The 16,226-nt window shown below is 69.4% G+C and carries 15 protein-coding genes; 3 read left to right on the top strand and 12 right to left on the bottom strand.

All coding sequences use genetic code 11. The features are described 5' to 3' along the window. Window positions 1-50: 50 nt before the first annotated feature. The 5 genes from AC0NZN_RS03855 to rpsO form a co-directional block, all read right to left on the bottom strand. Entirely contained in the window at window positions 51-509 is a 459-nt protein-coding gene (locus tag AC0NZN_RS03855; RefSeq protein WP_474590943.1) for an N-acetyltransferase family protein, read from the bottom strand. Window positions 510-525: 16 nt separating this feature from the next. Next, window positions 526-1,797: an iron uptake transporter deferrochelatase/peroxidase subunit gene (gene efeB, locus AC0NZN_RS03850; RefSeq protein ID WP_474590942.1), complete on the bottom strand. Its 1,272-nt coding sequence runs from the start codon at window positions 1,795-1,797 to the stop codon at window positions 526-528. Beyond that, the gene (gene efeO / locus AC0NZN_RS03845) at window positions 1,794-3,023 is read right to left on the bottom strand and encodes an iron uptake system protein EfeO (protein ID WP_474590941.1); all 1,230 of its coding nucleotides are present in this window, start codon (window positions 3,021-3,023) and stop codon (window positions 1,794-1,796) included. Before efeO ends, efeB begins: the two co-directional genes overlap by 4 nt. Beyond that, window positions 3,020-4,030 carry an iron uptake transporter permease EfeU gene (gene efeU, locus AC0NZN_RS03840; RefSeq protein ID WP_474590940.1) on the bottom strand — a complete coding sequence of 337 codons (1,011 nt, stop codon included), beginning with the start codon at window positions 4,028-4,030 and terminating at the stop codon, window positions 3,020-3,022. The genes efeO and efeU overlap by 4 nt, the downstream gene beginning before the upstream one ends. A 206-nt stretch (window positions 4,031-4,236) precedes the next feature. Then, window positions 4,237-4,506 (bottom strand): 30S ribosomal protein S15, encoded by a 270-nt coding sequence (rpsO, locus tag AC0NZN_RS03835; RefSeq protein WP_179437729.1) that lies wholly within the window; start codon window positions 4,504-4,506, stop codon window positions 4,237-4,239. A gap of 215 nt (window positions 4,507-4,721) precedes the next feature. On the opposite strand from rpsO, the gene AC0NZN_RS03830 reads away from it, so the two are divergent. Further along, window positions 4,722-6,038 carry an MFS transporter gene (locus tag AC0NZN_RS03830; protein WP_474590939.1) on the top strand — a complete coding sequence of 439 codons (1,317 nt, stop codon included), beginning with the start codon at window positions 4,722-4,724 and terminating at the stop codon, window positions 6,036-6,038. A gap of 44 nt (window positions 6,039-6,082) precedes the next feature. Then, a complete protein-coding gene (locus tag AC0NZN_RS03825; protein WP_474590938.1) occupies window positions 6,083-6,967 on the top strand; it encodes a DNA-3-methyladenine glycosylase family protein in 885 nt (294 codons plus the stop codon). 66 nt (window positions 6,968-7,033) lie between these two features. Here AC0NZN_RS03825 and AC0NZN_RS03820 read toward each other — a convergent pair whose 3' ends face one another. From AC0NZN_RS03820 to AC0NZN_RS03800, 5 genes are all read right to left on the bottom strand, one after another. Continuing rightward, window positions 7,034-7,402 carry an FKBP-type peptidyl-prolyl cis-trans isomerase gene (locus AC0NZN_RS03820; RefSeq protein ID WP_474590937.1) on the bottom strand — a complete coding sequence of 123 codons (369 nt, stop codon included), beginning with the start codon at window positions 7,400-7,402 and terminating at the stop codon, window positions 7,034-7,036. A 156-nt stretch (window positions 7,403-7,558) separates the two neighbouring features. Beyond that, window positions 7,559-9,028 (bottom strand): aspartate ammonia-lyase, encoded by a 1,470-nt coding sequence (locus AC0NZN_RS03815; protein WP_474590936.1) that lies wholly within the window; start codon window positions 9,026-9,028, stop codon window positions 7,559-7,561. Window positions 9,029-9,164: 136 nt separating this feature from the next. Next, window positions 9,165-10,070 (bottom strand): phosphodiesterase, encoded by a 906-nt coding sequence (locus AC0NZN_RS03810; protein WP_474590935.1) that lies wholly within the window; start codon window positions 10,068-10,070, stop codon window positions 9,165-9,167. A gap of 35 nt (window positions 10,071-10,105) precedes the next feature. Continuing rightward, window positions 10,106-10,438, bottom strand: coding sequence for a peptidase (locus AC0NZN_RS03805; RefSeq protein ID WP_474590934.1), 333 nt, complete (start codon window positions 10,436-10,438; stop codon window positions 10,106-10,108). Continuing rightward, entirely contained in the window at window positions 10,435-11,754 is a 1,320-nt protein-coding gene (locus AC0NZN_RS03800; protein ID WP_474590933.1) for an inorganic phosphate transporter, read from the bottom strand. Before AC0NZN_RS03800 ends, AC0NZN_RS03805 begins: the two co-directional genes overlap by 4 nt. A 173-nt stretch (window positions 11,755-11,927) precedes the next feature. Between AC0NZN_RS03800 and AC0NZN_RS03795 the strand changes: the two genes are divergently transcribed. Further along, complete coding sequence (locus AC0NZN_RS03795; RefSeq protein ID WP_474590932.1) at window positions 11,928-14,078, top strand: S9 family peptidase; 2,151 nt, start codon at window positions 11,928-11,930, stop codon at window positions 14,076-14,078. Between the two features lie 30 nt (window positions 14,079-14,108). Here the strand turns inward: AC0NZN_RS03795 and AC0NZN_RS03790 are convergent, their stop codons facing one another. Both AC0NZN_RS03790 and AC0NZN_RS03785 read right to left on the bottom strand, forming a co-directional pair. Beyond that, window positions 14,109-15,107, bottom strand: coding sequence for a hypothetical protein (locus tag AC0NZN_RS03790; RefSeq protein ID WP_474590931.1), 999 nt, complete (start codon window positions 15,105-15,107; stop codon window positions 14,109-14,111). A 65-nt stretch (window positions 15,108-15,172) separates the two neighbouring features. Further along, window positions 15,173-16,201 carry an ATP-dependent 6-phosphofructokinase gene (locus AC0NZN_RS03785; RefSeq protein ID WP_474590930.1) on the bottom strand — a complete coding sequence of 343 codons (1,029 nt, stop codon included), beginning with the start codon at window positions 16,199-16,201 and terminating at the stop codon, window positions 15,173-15,175. Window positions 16,202-16,226: the final 25 nt, after the last annotated feature.

Below are 16,226 nucleotides of genomic sequence, written 5' to 3'. Positions count from 1 at the left end.
TCCGATTCTATGCAATTGAATGTATCCGCTATAACGTGGCCATCGTAGATCTATTCCCGGACGACCGGGGCCATGTCGTACGTCACCCACGGCGTCGCGATGGCGTGGCTGTCGTAAAGGCTGCGAGCCGTGGCATTGTCGGCCGCGGTGATCCAGCGGACGACACTCGCGCCGGCATCCGCCGCGATCGCCGCGACCTCACGCAGAAGCGCCGTGCCCGCACCGCTCCCCCGCGCCTCTGGCGACGTGAACAGGTCGTCCAGATACAGCCCTTGGGTCGCCGTGGAGGGACGCGCGAACCAGCGCAGATTCGCCAGCCCCACGACAGCGTCGCTGTCGTCGACCGCCACCAGCCCCTGCATCTCGTGCGCGCCGCGCGAGACCCAATGCCACGTCGTACGAACGGCATCCGCATCCTCTGCCAGCTGGTAGAACGCACGATAGCCGCGGTACAAGGCCGCCCAGGGCACTTCGTCAGCGGCCGCGACCGCACGCACTCGGATGCTCATCCTCCCAGCGTACGGATCAGGCGAAGAGGCCGGCCCCGACGTACGAGCCCTGCTTCGCGCCCGGCGGGATGGCGAACACCGCGGACCCGGTGTGCTGGATGTACTCGTTCAGGAGATCCGAGCGCAGCGCGCGCTGGATCGTGACGAACCGCTGCGGATCACGCTGATACGACAGGAAGAACAGCCCCGCATTCAACGAGCCGAGCGGGTCGTTGCCGTCGACGAAGTTGTAACCGCGGCGCAGCAGGCGGATGCCGTTGTTGAAATCGGGATGCGCGAGCCGAACGTGCGAGCGCATGTCGATCGCCGGCTGTCCGGCGGCGTCCTTCTTCGAGAAGTCCGGCTCGGTGAACTCGGTGCCGCCGGAGAGCGGTGCGCCCTCCCCCTTCGAGCGCCCGATGATGCGGTCCTGCTCGCTGCGCTGCTGGCGGTCCCACGGCTCGATCTTCTGGCGGATCGTCCGCACGACGAGGTACGAGCCGCCCGCGAGCCACGTGGGGCCGTCGGCCCAGACGTGCTCGTCCATGGCGCCGGGGTCCTCGGCCAGGATGTTGGCCGTGCCGTCCTTGAACCCGAAGAGGTTGCGCGGGGTCAGCTGCTCGCTCGTGGTCTTCGACGTGCGCCCGAAGCCGAGCTTCGACCAGCGGATCTGTGCACGGCCGAACGCGATGCGGCTGAGGTTGCGGATCGCGTGCACGGCGACCTGCGGATCGTCGGCGCAGGCCTGGATGCAGAGCTCCCCGCCGGAGGCGGCGGCCTCGAGCGCGTCGCCGACGAAGCGCGGGAGCGCCTGCAGGCTCGCCGGACGGCGGGCCGCGATGCCGAAGCGGTCGACCCCGTCCTTCTCGAACAGGTCGGGACCGAACCCGATCGTGATGGTCAGCGCGCTCGCGGGCAGGCCCAGCGCCTCGCCGGTGTCGTCCGGTGGCGCGTCCGGCGAGCCGCCGACGGCACCGCTGGCGCTCACGTCGAGACCCTGCGTCATGCGCGACGCGGCGTACGACCAGTCCTTCAGGAGCAAGATCAGGTCGTCGCGCGTCGCATCCTGGGCCATATCGAAGGCGGCGAAATGGAGGTGGTCCTGCACGGGCGTGGCGATGCCGGCCTGATGCGCGCCGAAGAACGGGTGCACGACGCCCGTGTCACTCGCCGCCTGCGCGTTGGCGACGGATGCGCCCACCGCGGCTCCGCCGATCCCGCCGACGACGAGCCCGCCGGCGCCGGCACCGAGCAGACCCAGCAGACCGCGCCTGCTGAGTCCCCTCTCCTCCTGCCCGCCCTCCGTCACTTCAGGACGGTGGAGGTCAGCTGCGACAGCGGCTCGGCGAGCGAGTTGATGAGGTCGCTGAGCTCGCGCCGCTGCGCCTCGGTGACCTGCGAGTAGGAGTTGAAGCCCTTCTCGAACGAGCCGTGGGTCGCGAGCTTCGCCTCGATGTCGGCGTAGCCCTTGTCGATCTTCGCGACGAGCGCGGTCGCGACCGCCCCCTTCGATTGCGCGAGGTCGCGCACGAGCGAGAACGCCATCTTCGAGCCCTCGACGTTCGCGGTGAAGTCATAGAGGTCGGTGCGCGACCACCAGTCCTCCTCGCCCTCGATCTTGCCCGTGGCGACCTCGTCGAGAAGGGCCGAGGCGCCGTTCGAGAGGGCGGCGATGCCCTGCGACTCGAGGTCCTCCTGGAAGTCGCCGGCGTGCACGTAGTCGTAGAGCGTCTGCACGTTCGCGACCAGGCCGTCGGCGTAGGTCTTGCGCTCTGCCGGGGTCGACGGCGCCCAGTTCTCCCACGCGGGCGTCGACTGGTCGGAGTTCAGGGCGTCCCTTGCGGGCTGCCACAGGTCCTTCTCGATGCGGTGGAAGCCGGTCCACGGGATGCCGTCGGCCTGCGCATCGAGTTCGCGATAGTCGATCTTCGGATCGAGGTCGCTGAGCGAGCTCGCCACCGGCTCGATGCGCTCGTAGTAGCCGCGCACGACGGGGAACTGCGCCTTCGCTGCGGCGTCGTCGCCGGCCGCATAGGCGGCGGCGAACGTCGTGACGGCGGGGAGCATCAGTCCGACCTGGTCCTTCACGAAGGCGGTGTAGAGGTCGACGGCCTTCTTCTTCGCGTCCGCGTCGGCGCCGTCGGTCTTCACGCGGCCGCCGGTGACCTCGAACGCGGCCTTGCCGACGCCGTCGCCCACCATGCCCGGCTTGCAGAGCGTCTTGTAGCTGCCCGGCTGGACCAGCACCGTGAGGCTGCGCTTCGCGCCCGGCGCGATGCTCTCGACCTCGCCGACGATCCGCACGCCGTCCCCGGCGAACAGGTAGAACTCCGTGGTCTGGCTTCCCGCGTTCGTCACGTCGAACGTCACGGTGCCGCTCGGGGCCTTCGCCGCCGAGAGGTCGCAGGCCGAATCGGTGGAGGTGACCTTGATCGACGGGGATGCGGCGGCATCGGCCTTCGCGACGCACCCGGTGAGAGCGGCGGCGGCGATCGTCAGGGCGGATGCGGTGGCGAGCGCGCGGGCGCGGATCATGAGGCTCCTTCAGCGAGGGCGGTCTGGGGCACCGCGGTGTTCGGGGCGGCGGTGTTCGGGGCGGCGGTCGGCGCGGCGGTCGATCCGGCGACGGCCTGGGTGGCTTCGGCCGTGCGCGCGGGCGCCGGCTTCGGCCGCGAACGGCGCAGGCCGCGCACGAAGAACCCGCCGACGATCGCCATGTAGAGCACCCAGGCGGCGACCTGCAGCCAGGTCATCTGCGGCATGAAGCCGACCGTGGCCTGCAGGATCACCGCGAGCGGGTCTCCCGGGTGGATGACCGAGCTCACGTCGAAGGCCCAGCCGAACGGGAAGGCCCCCAGCCCTACGGCGACGTCGCCGGTGGCCGGGTCGACAGGCGCGAGCACGGAGTAAGGACCGGGGAGGATGCCGGCCTCCTGGAGGTCCTTGACGGCGTACGCCAGGACGCCCGCGGCGACGATGACGAGGAAGGCGCTCGTCCACTGGAAGAACCGGCGCAGATCGAGCTTCAGCATCCCCTTCGCGAGCAGCCAGCCGAGGAACGCGGCCACGACGATGCCGAGCAGTGCACCGATCAGCGCCGTCGGCGTGTCGCCAAACGACTGCGCCATCGACCACAGCAGCAGGGCCGCCTCGATGCCCTCGCGTGAGACGGAGACGAAGCCGACCAGCACGAGCGCCCACAGGCCGCCCATCGCGAGCGCGCGGTCGAGCCCGCCCTCGAGATGCTTCTTCATGTTGCGGGCGGTCTTCTGCATCCAGAAGATCATCCAGGTCACCATCGCGACGGCGATGAGCGAGAAGAATCCGCCGATGGCCTCCTGGCCTGCAGAGGTGAGGTCGTAGGCGCCGAAGGTGAGGACGCCGCCGATCGTCAGTGCGAGACCGATCGCGAGCGCGATCCCGATCCACACGCGTGGGAGGACGTCACGGCGGCCGATCTTGGTGAGGTAGGCGATGAGGATGCCGACGACCAGGGCGGCTTCGAGGCCTTCGCGCAGGCCGATCAGGAATGTTGCGAGCACGGCATTCTTGCTCTCTGTCTGGGGAACGGATGCGTCCGCCAGATCAGGTAAGGCGAACCTCAGTAAGCACAACCTTACCTGGAGCTCCGCCGACGTCCAAACCCGAGGGTTTCAACGACGAAGGCCGCCCCACACCGTGGGGCGGCCTTCGCTGTCCCGCCGTGGCGGGACCAAGAATGTTCTGAGCGATTGAACGCTGGTCGCGCTTAGCGGCGCAGTCCGAGACGCTCGATCAACGACCGGTAACGGTTGATGTCGACGTCCTGGAGGTAGCCGAGCAGACGACGGCGCTGACCGACGAGCAGGAACAGACCACGACGCGAGTGGTGGTCGTGCTTGTGCTCCTTCAGGTGCTCGGTCAGGTCCTTGATGCGCTGCGTCAGCATCGCAACCTGCACCTCGGGGGATCCGGTGTCACCGGGGTGCGTCGCGTACTCTTCGATGATCGCCTTCTTGACCTCTGCATCAAGTGCCATAGGTGATCCCCTCTCTCTTTGCTGCGCGGTGCCCGTCACCCGATGTGCGAGCGCTCTTTATCCGCGGCCGATCCAACGGCAACCTGAAGAGTCTACAGGATGCGAAACCCCGCCGCGTCCGCGCCTCCCGGGGCGCGCGCAGCGCGCCATCCGATACTTAACGCCGGATAACCTCTAGGGATGTCACCGATCGTCCGCGCGTACCTCGCACCCTGATGGCGCGGACGCGATTGCGGCTGCGCCGCGACCACTTCATCGACCTCCGGCCCCTGCGCACCCCCGCCTTCGCGCGCATGTGGGCAGGCTCGACGCTCTCCGGTCTCGGCGGGCAGCTCACGGTCGTCGCCGTCATGCTGCAGGTCTACGAGATCACCCACGACTCCTTCGCAGTCGCGATGATCGCGTTCGCCGGGCTCGTCCCCATGATGATCGCGGGACTCTACGGAGGCATGCTCGCCGACGCCTTCGACCGGCGCGTGGTCGCACTCCTCGCGGCGACGGTCACGTTCGGATCGACCGCGCTGCTCGCCGCTCTGACGTGGGCGCACCTCGAGACGGTGTGGTGGCTCTACGGCATCAGCATCGTCAACTCGGCGGCCAACTCGATCGTCATGGCGGCCCGCGCCGCGATCGTGCCCCGGCTGATCCCGCGCGACCAGCTGCCCGCGGCATCCGCTCTGCAGGGCATCTCGTACGGACTCATGGTGATGGCCGGCCCCGCGCTCGCGGGCTTGCTCGTCGCCTTCGCCGGCTACGCGTGGACGTACTCCGTCGACGTCGTGCTCATGACGTCGCTGTTCCTCGGTCTCTGGACGCTGCCCAGCGTCAGACCCGAGGGCGAGATCGTGCGTCCGGGGCTCAGATCCCTCGCGGACGGATGGGCGTTCCTGCGCCGCGCCTCCAACATCCGGCTCCAGTACATCCTGGACATCACGGCGATGACCTTCGGGCAGCCCCTCGCCCTCTTCCCGGCCGTCGGCGCCGTGCTGCTCGGAGGCGGAGCCATCACCACCGGAGTGCTCACCGCGGCCGTCGCGGCAGGCGCGTTCCTGTCGAGCCTCTTCTCAGGCCCGATCGGCCGCGTGCGCCACCACGGCATCGGCATCGAGCGCGCGATCCAGGTCTACGGACTGGCGATCCTCGGCTTCGGCCTCGTGCTCGCAGCGGCGGCCCTCGGCTGGTTCGCGCCCGCGGTCGTCGGGCCGCACTCCCCCAACCTGGTGCTCATCGGCGCCGCGGTCGTCGCGCTCGCCGTCTCGGGCGCCGCGGACAACGTCAGCGCGATCTACCGTTCCACGATGATGCAGGCCGCCGTGCCGGACTCGGTGCGCGGGCGGCTGCAGGGCATCTTCATCGTGGTCGTCGCGGGCGGCCCGCGGGTCGGCGCGCTCTACGCCGGTGCGCTCGCGACCCTCACGACGCTGTGGTTCCCCCCGCTCCTCGGCGGCATCGTCATCATCGCGCTCGTCGGCGTGCTCGTGCGGCTGAGCCCGCGCTTCCGCGCGTACGACGCCGAGCATCCGGAACCCTGAGACCGGGCGGGGGGAATGTCGCACCCCCGCAGCACACTGGGGCGATGACGACGATCCGCACGACGACGATCGCGCTCCGCGGCGCGTACGACCTGCGCGAGGTCGCGCTCATGGGGTTCGGGCATCGCGACGAGAAGCACTTCGACGGGGTGATGCGCCTCGCGTTCTGCACGGACGCTCTCGACGGGCAGGTGGGCGTCGAGGTGCGCCAGAGCGAGGGTGCCCTCGAACTCGTCGTCCACGGCGACGGCGACCTGGCCGCGATCACCCGGCAGGTCGCCCGCGTCGTCTCGGCCGACCACGACGGCGTCGCCTGGGCCGCCGTGTGCGCAGACGATCCCGTGCTCTCCCGCGTGTACGCAGCGGCCCCTGGGTTCCGTCCCTCGAACTTCTACAGCCCGTACGAGGCCGCCGTCTGGGCGGTCGTCTCGGCTCGGCGCGCGCGTGCCCAGGGCATCGGTCTTCGCCGGCGGATCGGCGAGGCGCACGGAGCCGTCTTCGAGCTGGCCGGCGCTTCGGAGACCGCTCTGCCCACCCCGTTGCAGCTGCTCGAGATCGAGTCCTTCCCCGGCTTGCCCGTCGACCGCATCCCGCGACTCCACGGCATCGCGCGCGCCGCGCTCGAGGGCGCGCTCCACGTCCAGCGGCTCACGGCGATGGAGCCTGCGGAGGCGATGGCCGACCTGCAGCGGCTGCCCGGCATCGGGCCGTTCTACAGCGCGCTCATCGTGATCCGCGCCTGCGGCCTGAGCGATGTGCTCTCGACGCAGGAGGACCATACGCGCGCCGCGGTGCAGGAGCTGTACGGCCTCGACCATCGTCCCGACGCTGACGAGCTCGAGCGCATCTCCGAGGGATGGCGACCCTTCCGCACGTGGGCGGCGGTCGCCCTGCGGGCCGTGGGCCCGCGGCTGCCGGCGCCGGCATGAACCGTAGGCAGAGTGCACGGATGCCCGGGACCGTGCGGTCCCGGGCATCCGATCTCGTCAGTGGTTTCAGCCGACGGCGATGAGGTCGATCACGAAGATCAGGGTCTTGCCGCCGAGGAAGTGACCGCCCGCCGGGCCGTAGGCCAGGTGCGGCGGGATGGTGAGCTCGCGGCGCCCGCCGACCTTCATGCCCGGGATGCCGTCCTGCCAGCCCTGGATGAGGCCGCGCAGCGGGAACTGGATCGTCTCGCCGCGGACCCAGGACGAGTCGAACTCCTCGCCGGTCTCGTACTCGACGCCGACGTAGTGCACAGTCACGTTGTCGCCGGGCTTCGCCTCGGCGCCGTCGCCCACGATGATGTCGCGGATGACGAGCTCTTCGGGAGCCGGGCCCTCGGGGGCGTCGATCTCGGGCTTCGTGCGGTTGTCAGTCATGAGACCATCCAACCGGACCCGCTCGCGAGCGTCAAAGCGCGCTCGCAAGGGTTGACGGGGCACCGCGGGGCACGGCATCCTGGAATCCGTAGTTCAGCGCCCCGTCGCACGCAGGCCATGCCGCGGCACCGGGCGCTGAACTCTGCGGAGGGTGCGTCAGTGCTTCTCTTCGACGACGTTCTCGGCGGCGTGCAGGATCGGGATCGCCGCCGTCACCGTCTCGAGCCCCGACAGACGCGCCGGCGAGAGCTGCTTCGTGACCTCCTCGCGCGACATGAGGCCCGCCTCGACGACCAGGTCGGCGACGTTGCGTCCGGTGAGCAGAGCGGTCTTGGCGAGAGCAGCGGATGCCGCGTACCCGATGAACGGCGTCAGGGCCGTGACGACGCCGACCGAGGAGCCGACCATCGCGCCCAGGCGGTCGCGGTTCGCGGTGATGCCGTCGACGCAGTTGACGCGGAGCGTCCACATGGCCTGGCGCATCCACATGATCGACTGGAAGATCGAGTGCGCGATCACCGGCTCGAAGGCGTTCAGCTGCAGCTGGCCGCCCTCGACGGCCATCGTCACGGTGAGGTCGGCGCCGGCGACGGCGAACGCGACCTGGTTCACGGCCTCGGGGATGACGGGGTTGACCTTGCCGGGCATGATGCTCGAGCCTGCCTGCACGGGCGGCAGGTTGATCTCGCCGAGGCCCGCCTGCGGGCCCGACGAGAGGAGGCGCAGGTCGTTGCAGATCTTCGAGAGCTTGATCGCATTGCGCTTGAGCGACGACGAGAACGACATGAACGAGCCGGTGTCGCTCGTGGCCTCGACCAGATCGGTCGCCGTGGCGAGGTCGAGACCCGAGATCGCGCGCAGATGCTTCAGCACCGCAGGCGAGTAGGCGGGGTGGGTCGTGATGCCCGTGCCGATCGCCGTCGCGCCCATGTTGATCTCCCACAGGAGGTAGGCGTTCTCGTTGAGGCGCTGGAGGTCGTAGCCGAGCGTCGACGCGAAGCCGTGGAACTCCTGACCGAGCGTCATGGGCACCGCATCCTGCAACTGGGTGCGGCCGACCTTGAGCACGTCGTGGAACTCGGCGGCCTTCGCGAGGAACGCCTTGCGCAGAAGGTCGAGCTCCTCGATGAGGCTGCGCAGGGTGAGCGAGAGTCCGACCTTGATCGCCGTCGGGTAGACGTCGTTCGTCGACTGGCTGCGGTTCGTGTGGTCGATCGGCGAGAGGAAGGCGTAGTCGCCCCGCGCGCGCCCGGCGAGCTCGAGCGCGATGTTGGTGATGACCTCGTTCGCATTCATGTTGGTCGAGGTGCCGGCGCCGCCCTGGATCACACCCACCACGAACTGGTCGTGGTACTCGCCGTCGATCACGAGCTGCGAGGCGCGGTCGATCAGGCCCGCCTTGTCCTCACTCAGCACGCCGATCTCGGCGTTCGCGCGGGCCGAGGCCTGCTTCACCATGGCCAGCGCGCGGACGAGGTCCGGGTAGACGGAGATGGGCCGCTTCGCGATCGGGAAGTTCTCGAGTGCGCGAGCGGTGTGGATGCCCCAATACGCGTCTGCGGGGATCTCCATGGATCCCAGCGAGTCCGTCTCGGTGCGAGTGCGCGTCATTGCGTCCAGAGCCATGTGTTGCAGTCCTTGTGGGTTCACGGCGGGTATCGGTACACCTCAGCGTACGCGGCGCGCTGCGTGAGAACGATGGACGACCCGGCGCACAGGATGCGGCGCACTGTACACCGCGGCGAATCCTCGCCCCGGCGGATCAGCGCGGGGGCTTGCGCGAGAAGCGCTCGAGGCGCTCCTCCGGTGTCAGCTCCGCCATCCTGGCGACCCACTCCGCCGAGAAGACGTCGGCGGTCGGCGCATCCGTCACCGGCACGACCGCGTGCGTGATCGTGTCGTCGTAGACGTGGACGAGGTGGAAGGCCTGCCCCGCATCCATTCCGTTCACCTCGACGGCCGGACGGGCGAGGTTCATCGTGTAACAGGTGGCGGATGCGACATACACGGGAACGCCCGCGAACATGCCGCTCGTCGCATAGTGCAGGTGACCGGCGAGGATGGCCCGGACGTCGCTGCCCGCGATGGCGTCGGCGAGTGCCTCCTGGTGGCGCAGCTCGAGGATGTCGAAGAACGGGAGGTGGCTCGGCAGGGGCGGATGGTGGAGTGCGAGGATCGTTCCCAGCGGCGCCGGCTCGGCCAGCACCCTGTTCAGCCACGTGAGCTGGTCGGCACCGAGGTCGCCGTGGTGCCAGCCGGGGACGGTGGTGTCGAGGGCGATGAGGCGCAGCCCGTCGAGGTCCCATACGCCGGTCACCGGCTCCTGGGTGGGGCTGTCATCGAGCAGCTCGACCCGGAGGGCGGGTCGCTCGTCGTGGTTTCCGGCCACCCACACGATCGGTGCGCCGAGACGCTCGGCAACCGGCTCGACGGCCGCCCGCAGTGCACGATAGGCGTTGGGCTCTCCGAGGTCGGTGAGGTCGCCCGTGAAGACCACCGCATCCGGTCGCACCCCCGTGCGCTCGATCGCCCGAAGCGTCTGCGCGAGGTTCGCAGTGACGTCGTACGTGCCGGCGAGCTTCGCCTGGCCGGCCAGCAGATGCGTGTCGCTGACGTGCACGATCGTGCGGCGGGCCGGCGCATGTGCGCCGAATCGAAGCTCGTCCATACCCCGAGCCTACGGCCGAGCCCGGACGTCTCCCCCTACTGGACGACGATGAGGATGAGGCCGCCGAGGACGGCGAGCCCGCAGAGCGTGAACGAGATGTAGGCCCCGATGCGGGCGATGAGCTTCTGACGGTCGGTCAGCGGGCTCTTGCGCGCCGCCTTCGCTGCCGCCTTGGCCGCCTTCGCTCGCTCCTTCTCGGAGATGATCGCGATGGCGTCCGTGAACTCGGCGGGCGCGACGACCGGGACCTTGCCGCCGCGCACGAGCAGTCGCACCGCGATCGCATAGAAGCCGACGACCAGCAGCGCGCCGATGAGGGCGACGACGAAGACCTGGAGGAACGCGATCCAGTCGATCGTGAGGGTCACTTCTTGGCCTCCGAATCGGAGTTGTCGCCGGTCTTGTTCGCCTGGGCCTCGGCCTTCGACTGCGCCTTCCGCTGGGCGCGCTCACGCGACTCCAGTGCCGCTCGGCGGCGCGCCTCCTCGCGCATGATCGCGCGCTGGCGGCGGGTGGGCGGCGGGTTCTTCTTGACCTTCACCGCAAGGCCGGAGTCGGCGACCTCGCTCATGGCGTTGGCCGAGGTGACCGCGTTGCGGCGCGAGCGCAGGTAGATGAACAGGACGGTCGCGACAGCCAGCACCGTGTCGAGGGCGATGCCCCACGGTCCGAGCCACACGATGATGAGGGCGGCGAAACCGCCCACCGCGGCGGAGGCAGGCAGCGTCAGGAGCCAGCCGACGCCGATGCGACCGGCGGTGCGCCAGCGCACCTTCGACCCGCGGCGCCCGAGACCTGAGCCGATGACCGAGCCCGAGGCGACCTGCGTCGTCGAGAGCGCGAAGCCGAGTGCGCTCGAGGAGAGGATTGTGGCCGCCGTCGACGTCTCTGCGGCGAAGCCCTGCGCCGGCTTGATCTCGGTCAGACCCTTGCCGAGGGTGCGGATGATGCGCCAGCCGCCGACGTACGTGCCGAGGGCGATGGTCGCCGCGCACGCGAAGATGACCCACGTCTGCGGCTCGGTGTCGGACGCGCTCTGCCATCCGGCGATGACGAGGGTGAGCGTGATCACGCCCATCGTCTTCTGGGCGTCGTTCGTGCCGTGGGCCAGCGCGACCAGGGACGACGAGAAGATCTGACCCCAGCGGAAGCCGTCGCGCCCGTCGGGCTTGCCGTCGTAGCGGCGCGTGAGGAAGTACGCGAAGCGCGTGGCGAGGAAGGCGATCAGGCCGGCCGTGATCGGCGAGATCACGGCGGGGAGGATGACCTTGCTGAGCACCACGCCGTAGTTGATGGCCGTCCAGCTGTAGCCGACGACGACGGCGCCGATGAGGCCGCCGAACAGGGCGTGAGACGAGCTCGACGGCAGGCCGAGCAGCCACGTCAGCATGTTCCAGGTGATGGCGCCGATCAGGCCGGCGAAGATCAGCGACAGGAACAGGTCCGAATTGATCGCCTGTTCGTTGTTGATGATGCCGTGCGAGATCGTCTGCGAGACCTGCGTGGACAGGAAGGCGCCCACCAGGTTCAGGCATGCCGCGATGAGCACGGCCACCCTGGGCTTGAGGGCTCCGGTCGCGATCGGTGTCGCCATCGCGTTGGCGGTGTCGTGGAAGCCGTTCGTGAAGTCGAAGAAGAGCGAGAGCGCGATGACCAGAACGACGAGCAGAACTGCGGTCTCCACCGGTCCCTTTCGTGGCAAGGGGGGATCAGGGCAGCCGATCGCGCCGGCGGAATATGCCGAGGATCGACGGTGCGAACGAAGAGTTCACGGTGGCTTAAGCTTCCGGTAACCGGGCCACGTGAATGATACAGCCTCAAACCCCGGGATCACTCAGGCTCGGATAGCGTGAGACGGTGACCGAGCACGCCGCATCCATCCCCGAATCCGAGACCGCCGAGCCCGCTGCCGGTCGGCCGCCCGTCGCGGAGCGCAGACCCGTGGTCCGGAGCTTCCACGGCGACGACGTCGTGGACCCGTACGAGTGGCTGCGGGCGAAAGACGACCCGGAGGTCATCGCGCACCTCGAGGCCGAGAACGCGTACACGCAGGCGCGCACCGCCCACCTGGAGCCCCTGCGCGAGCGCATCTTCCAGGAGATCAAGGACCGCACTCAGGAGACCGACCTCTCCGTGCCGTCGCGGCGCGGAGAGTGGTGGTACTACGGCCGCACGATCGAGGGCAAGCAGTACGGCATCCAGTGCCGCGCTCCCCTCTCCTCCCCCGAGGACTGGACCCCGCCGTCGCTGACCCCGGACGTCGAGGTGGCCGGCGAGCAGGTCCTGCTCGACGCGAACGTCGAGGCCGACGGTCACGAGTTCTTCTCGCTCGGCAGCTTCGAGGTGTCGAACGACGGCGCGCTCATGCTCTACGGCGTGGATCTCGAGGGCGACGAGCGGTATCTGCTGCGGGTGCGGGAGCTCGCCACGGGGGTCGACCTGCCCGACGAGATCCCCGGCACGTTCGCAGGCGCGACGTTCTCTCCCGACGGGCGTTTCGTCGTCTACTCGACGGTCGATGATGCGTGGCGTCCCGACACGGTCTGGCTGCACGAGCTCGGCACGCCGGTCGCCGACGACGTCAAGCTCTTCCACGAGCCGGACGAGCGGTACTGGGTCGGCGCCGGCTTCACGCGCAGCGAGCGCTACCTCGTCATCGAGGTCGGCTCGTCGATCACATCGGAGGAATGGCTCGTGGATGCCGCGGACCTCCGCGCCGAGCCGCGCGTCGTGTGGCCGCGCCGCGAGGGCGTCGAGTACGAGACCTCCCACGCGGTCGTCGACGGCGAGGACGTGCTGTACGTCCTGCACAACGACGGCGCCTTGGACTTCGAGCTCGTGCGGGTCGCGGCCTCGGATCCGCTCGGCTCGCGGGAGACCGTCATCCCCCATCGCCCCGGCGTGCGCCTGCTCGGCGTCTCGTGCTTCCGCGACTGGGGCGTCATCGGCTACCGTCGCGACGGCCTCGCGCGCCTCGGCCTGATGTCGTACGCCGACGGCTCGGTCGACGAGATCGGCTTCGACGAGCCGCTGTACTCGGTCGGCACGGCAGGGAACCCGGAATGGGCGCCCCCGGTGCTGCGCATCGCGTACGGCTCCTTCGTCACGCCGTCGACGGTCGCCGATCTGGAGATCGCGACGCGATCGCTGCTGGTGCGCAAGCAGCAGCCCGTGCTCGGCGGGTACGAGCCCGAGGACTATGCGCAGGAGCGCGTGTGGGCGCCCGCCTCCGACGGCACGCAGGTGCCGATCTCGGTCGTGTACAAGCGGTCGTTCGGCGCACTCGGCGAGTCGCCGCGGCCGCTGCACCTCTACGGCTACGGGTCCTACGAGCACTCGATCGACCCGGGCCTGTCGATCGCCCGCCTGTCCGAGCTCGACCGGGGCGTCGTGTTCGCCGTCGCGCACGTGCGCGGCGGCGGGGAGATGGGACGCGCCTGGTACGAGGACGGGAAGATGCTGCACAAGCGCAACACCTTCACCGACTTCGTGGATGCGGCGCACCACCTGGTGTCGATCGGGTACACGACCCCGGCACGGATGGTCGCCGAGGGCGGATCGGCCGGTGGCCTGCTGATGGGCGCGGTCGCGAACCTCGCGCCCGAGCTCTTCGCCGGCGTCCTCGCGGACGTCCCCTTCGTCGACGCCCTGACCTCGATCCTCGACCCCTCGCTGCCGCTGACGGTCATCGAATGGGACGAGTGGGGCGACCCGCTGCACAACGCCGACGTCTACGCATACATGAAGTCGTACACGCCGTACGAGAACGTGCGGGCGGATGTCGAGTACCCGCGGATCCTGGCCGTGACCTCGCTCAACGACACGCGGGTGCTCTACGTGGAGCCCGCGAAGTGGGTTGCGCGCCTGCGCGAAGTCGGCGCCGACGTGATGCTCAAGTGCGAGATGGTCGCCGGGCACGGCGGCGTGAGCGGCCGGTACAACGCGTGGCGCGAGCGGGCGTTCGAGCTGGCCTGGCTCTTCGACGTCCTCGGGGTCGCGGGGTCGTAGACGTGCCCGCGGCCCGAGCGGTGCCGCCTGTCACAGCCGGATGATCTGGCCCGAGCGGTGCAGCCACCATGCGATCCAGGACAGCAGGCCCAGGATCGTGGCGAGCTGCACTGCCATCAGCCACGGGGACGCGTCGATGTACCACCACGTGACCGCGGGCACGGTCACCAGTCCGAGCAGGATGAGGTGCAGCAGGTAGAGCAGCAGCGCGTTCTCGCCCCACCACGCCAGGTATCCGGCTCGCGCCGGGATCACCCGCGAGATCAGGTCGAAGATCAGGAAGCCGATCGCTGCGATCGCCAGGGTGAGGAGCATGTAGCTCATCGAGATCCGGGTCTTGCTCACCGGAACGATGACCGCCGACAGCAGTGCCACGACCGTGATCGTGCCGCAGCACCACAGCAGGGGCGGAATCCCCCGCCGCCACGTGTCGGCCACAGCCGTGGAGAGGATCAGCAGCCCGCCCCAGGAGAGGGCTCCGATGAGGCCGCCCTGGACCACGCCGCGCACGACGGCGAGCGGGATGGAGTCCAGGAGAAGCTGATAGCCGATCAGCAGTCCGGCGCCGATCCCGAAGCGCCAGACCATGCCGAGGCGGATGAACGGCAGACAGATGAGCCCCGCCGCACCGAGCGCCTGCAGGACGCCCCAGGTCGCCGGCGCGTCGGCGACCTGAGTGCCGCCGGCGGCGAGGATCGCCCCGATGCCGATGAGGGCCAGATAGCGCAGGACGAAATGCCGGTAGGTCCCAGGCAGTCCGCTCGCTGCGCGCCTGCGGAAGGACTCGCCGTAGGTGAGCCCCATCGCGAACACGAAGCACGGCGCGCCGACGTCGATGATCGTGAGGCCGACGTCGGGGGCATGCTTGAGGAAGGGTGGCACCGAGACGATGCCGGACAGGTAGTTGCCGACGACCATCAGCAGCACCAGGGTGCCACGGAAGCGGTCGATCGAGAGCACACGGCCATCGCCCACGGATCCCCGAGGAGAAGCAGGCGTCGTCGCCGATACGTCGCCGGACTGCGACATGCACCAACGGTACTCTTTGACCGTCTCGAGCGGTGCCGGGTCCGCGCGCGGCGCGGTGCAGGCGATCAGCCGAAGAGTGCGGCGGCCTCTTCGTAGCGCGAGAGCGGCACCGTGTTGAGCTCGCCCAGGGCCTCGGCGAACGGCACGCGCACGATCGCCGTCCCGCGCATCGCGACCATCTGGCCCCAGGCGCCGTCCACAACGGCGTCCGCGGCCGCGAGGCCGAGGCGCGTGGCGAGCACCCGGTCGAAGCCCGACGGCGACCCGCCGCGCTGAATGTGGCCGAGCACCGTCGCACGCGTCTCGATGCCGGTGATGCGCTCGATCTCCGGCGCAAGCACCTCGCTGATGCCGCCGAGGCGCGGGCGGTTGAAGGCATCCAGGCCCTTGTCGCTGTACGCCTCCTCCATGCCCTTCAGGGTGAAGCCCTCGGACACGACCACCATCGGCGCACGGCCGCGGTCGTGGGCGCGTGAGACGAGCTCGCAGATCTCGTCGATCGACATCGGCACCTCGGGGATGCAGATCACGTGGGCACCCGCGGCCATGCCGGAGTGCAGGGCGATCCAGCCGACGTGCCGGCCCATGACCTCCGCCACCATGCACCGCTGGTGCGAGTCGCCGGTCGTGCGCAGGCGGTCCATGGCATCCGTCGCGATGTTCACGGCCGTGTCGAAGCCGAAGGAGTAGTCCGTCGCACGCAGGTCGTTGTCGATCGTCTTCGGCACGCCCAGCACGTTGATGCCGTCGTTGTAGAGACGGTTGGCGGCGGCCAGGGTGCCCTCGCCGCCGATCGCGATGATGCCGTCGATGCGGTGCCCGTACAGCGTCTTGGCGATGTTCTCGGATCCGCCGCGCGACCCCTCGTAGGGGTTGGTGCGGCTCGTGCCGAGGATCGTGCCGCCGACCTTCGACAGGCCCTTCACCTCGTGCCGGGTGAGCGGGAAGAAGTCCGCGTCGACGACGCCCCGCCATCCGTCACGGATGCCGACGAACTCGAGGTCGTAGGCGGTGGTGCCCTTGAGCACCACACCGCGGATCACCGCGTTGAGGCCGGGGCAGTCGCCACCGCTGGTCAGGATGCCGATCTTCATGTGTCGTCCCGCGGGTTCGAGGGGA

This window comes from Microbacterium sp. sgz311019 (genome assembly GCF_056135325.1).
The sequence above is the reverse complement of the archived record's forward strand: the minus strand, read 5'-3'. Positions and strand labels throughout refer to the sequence as shown.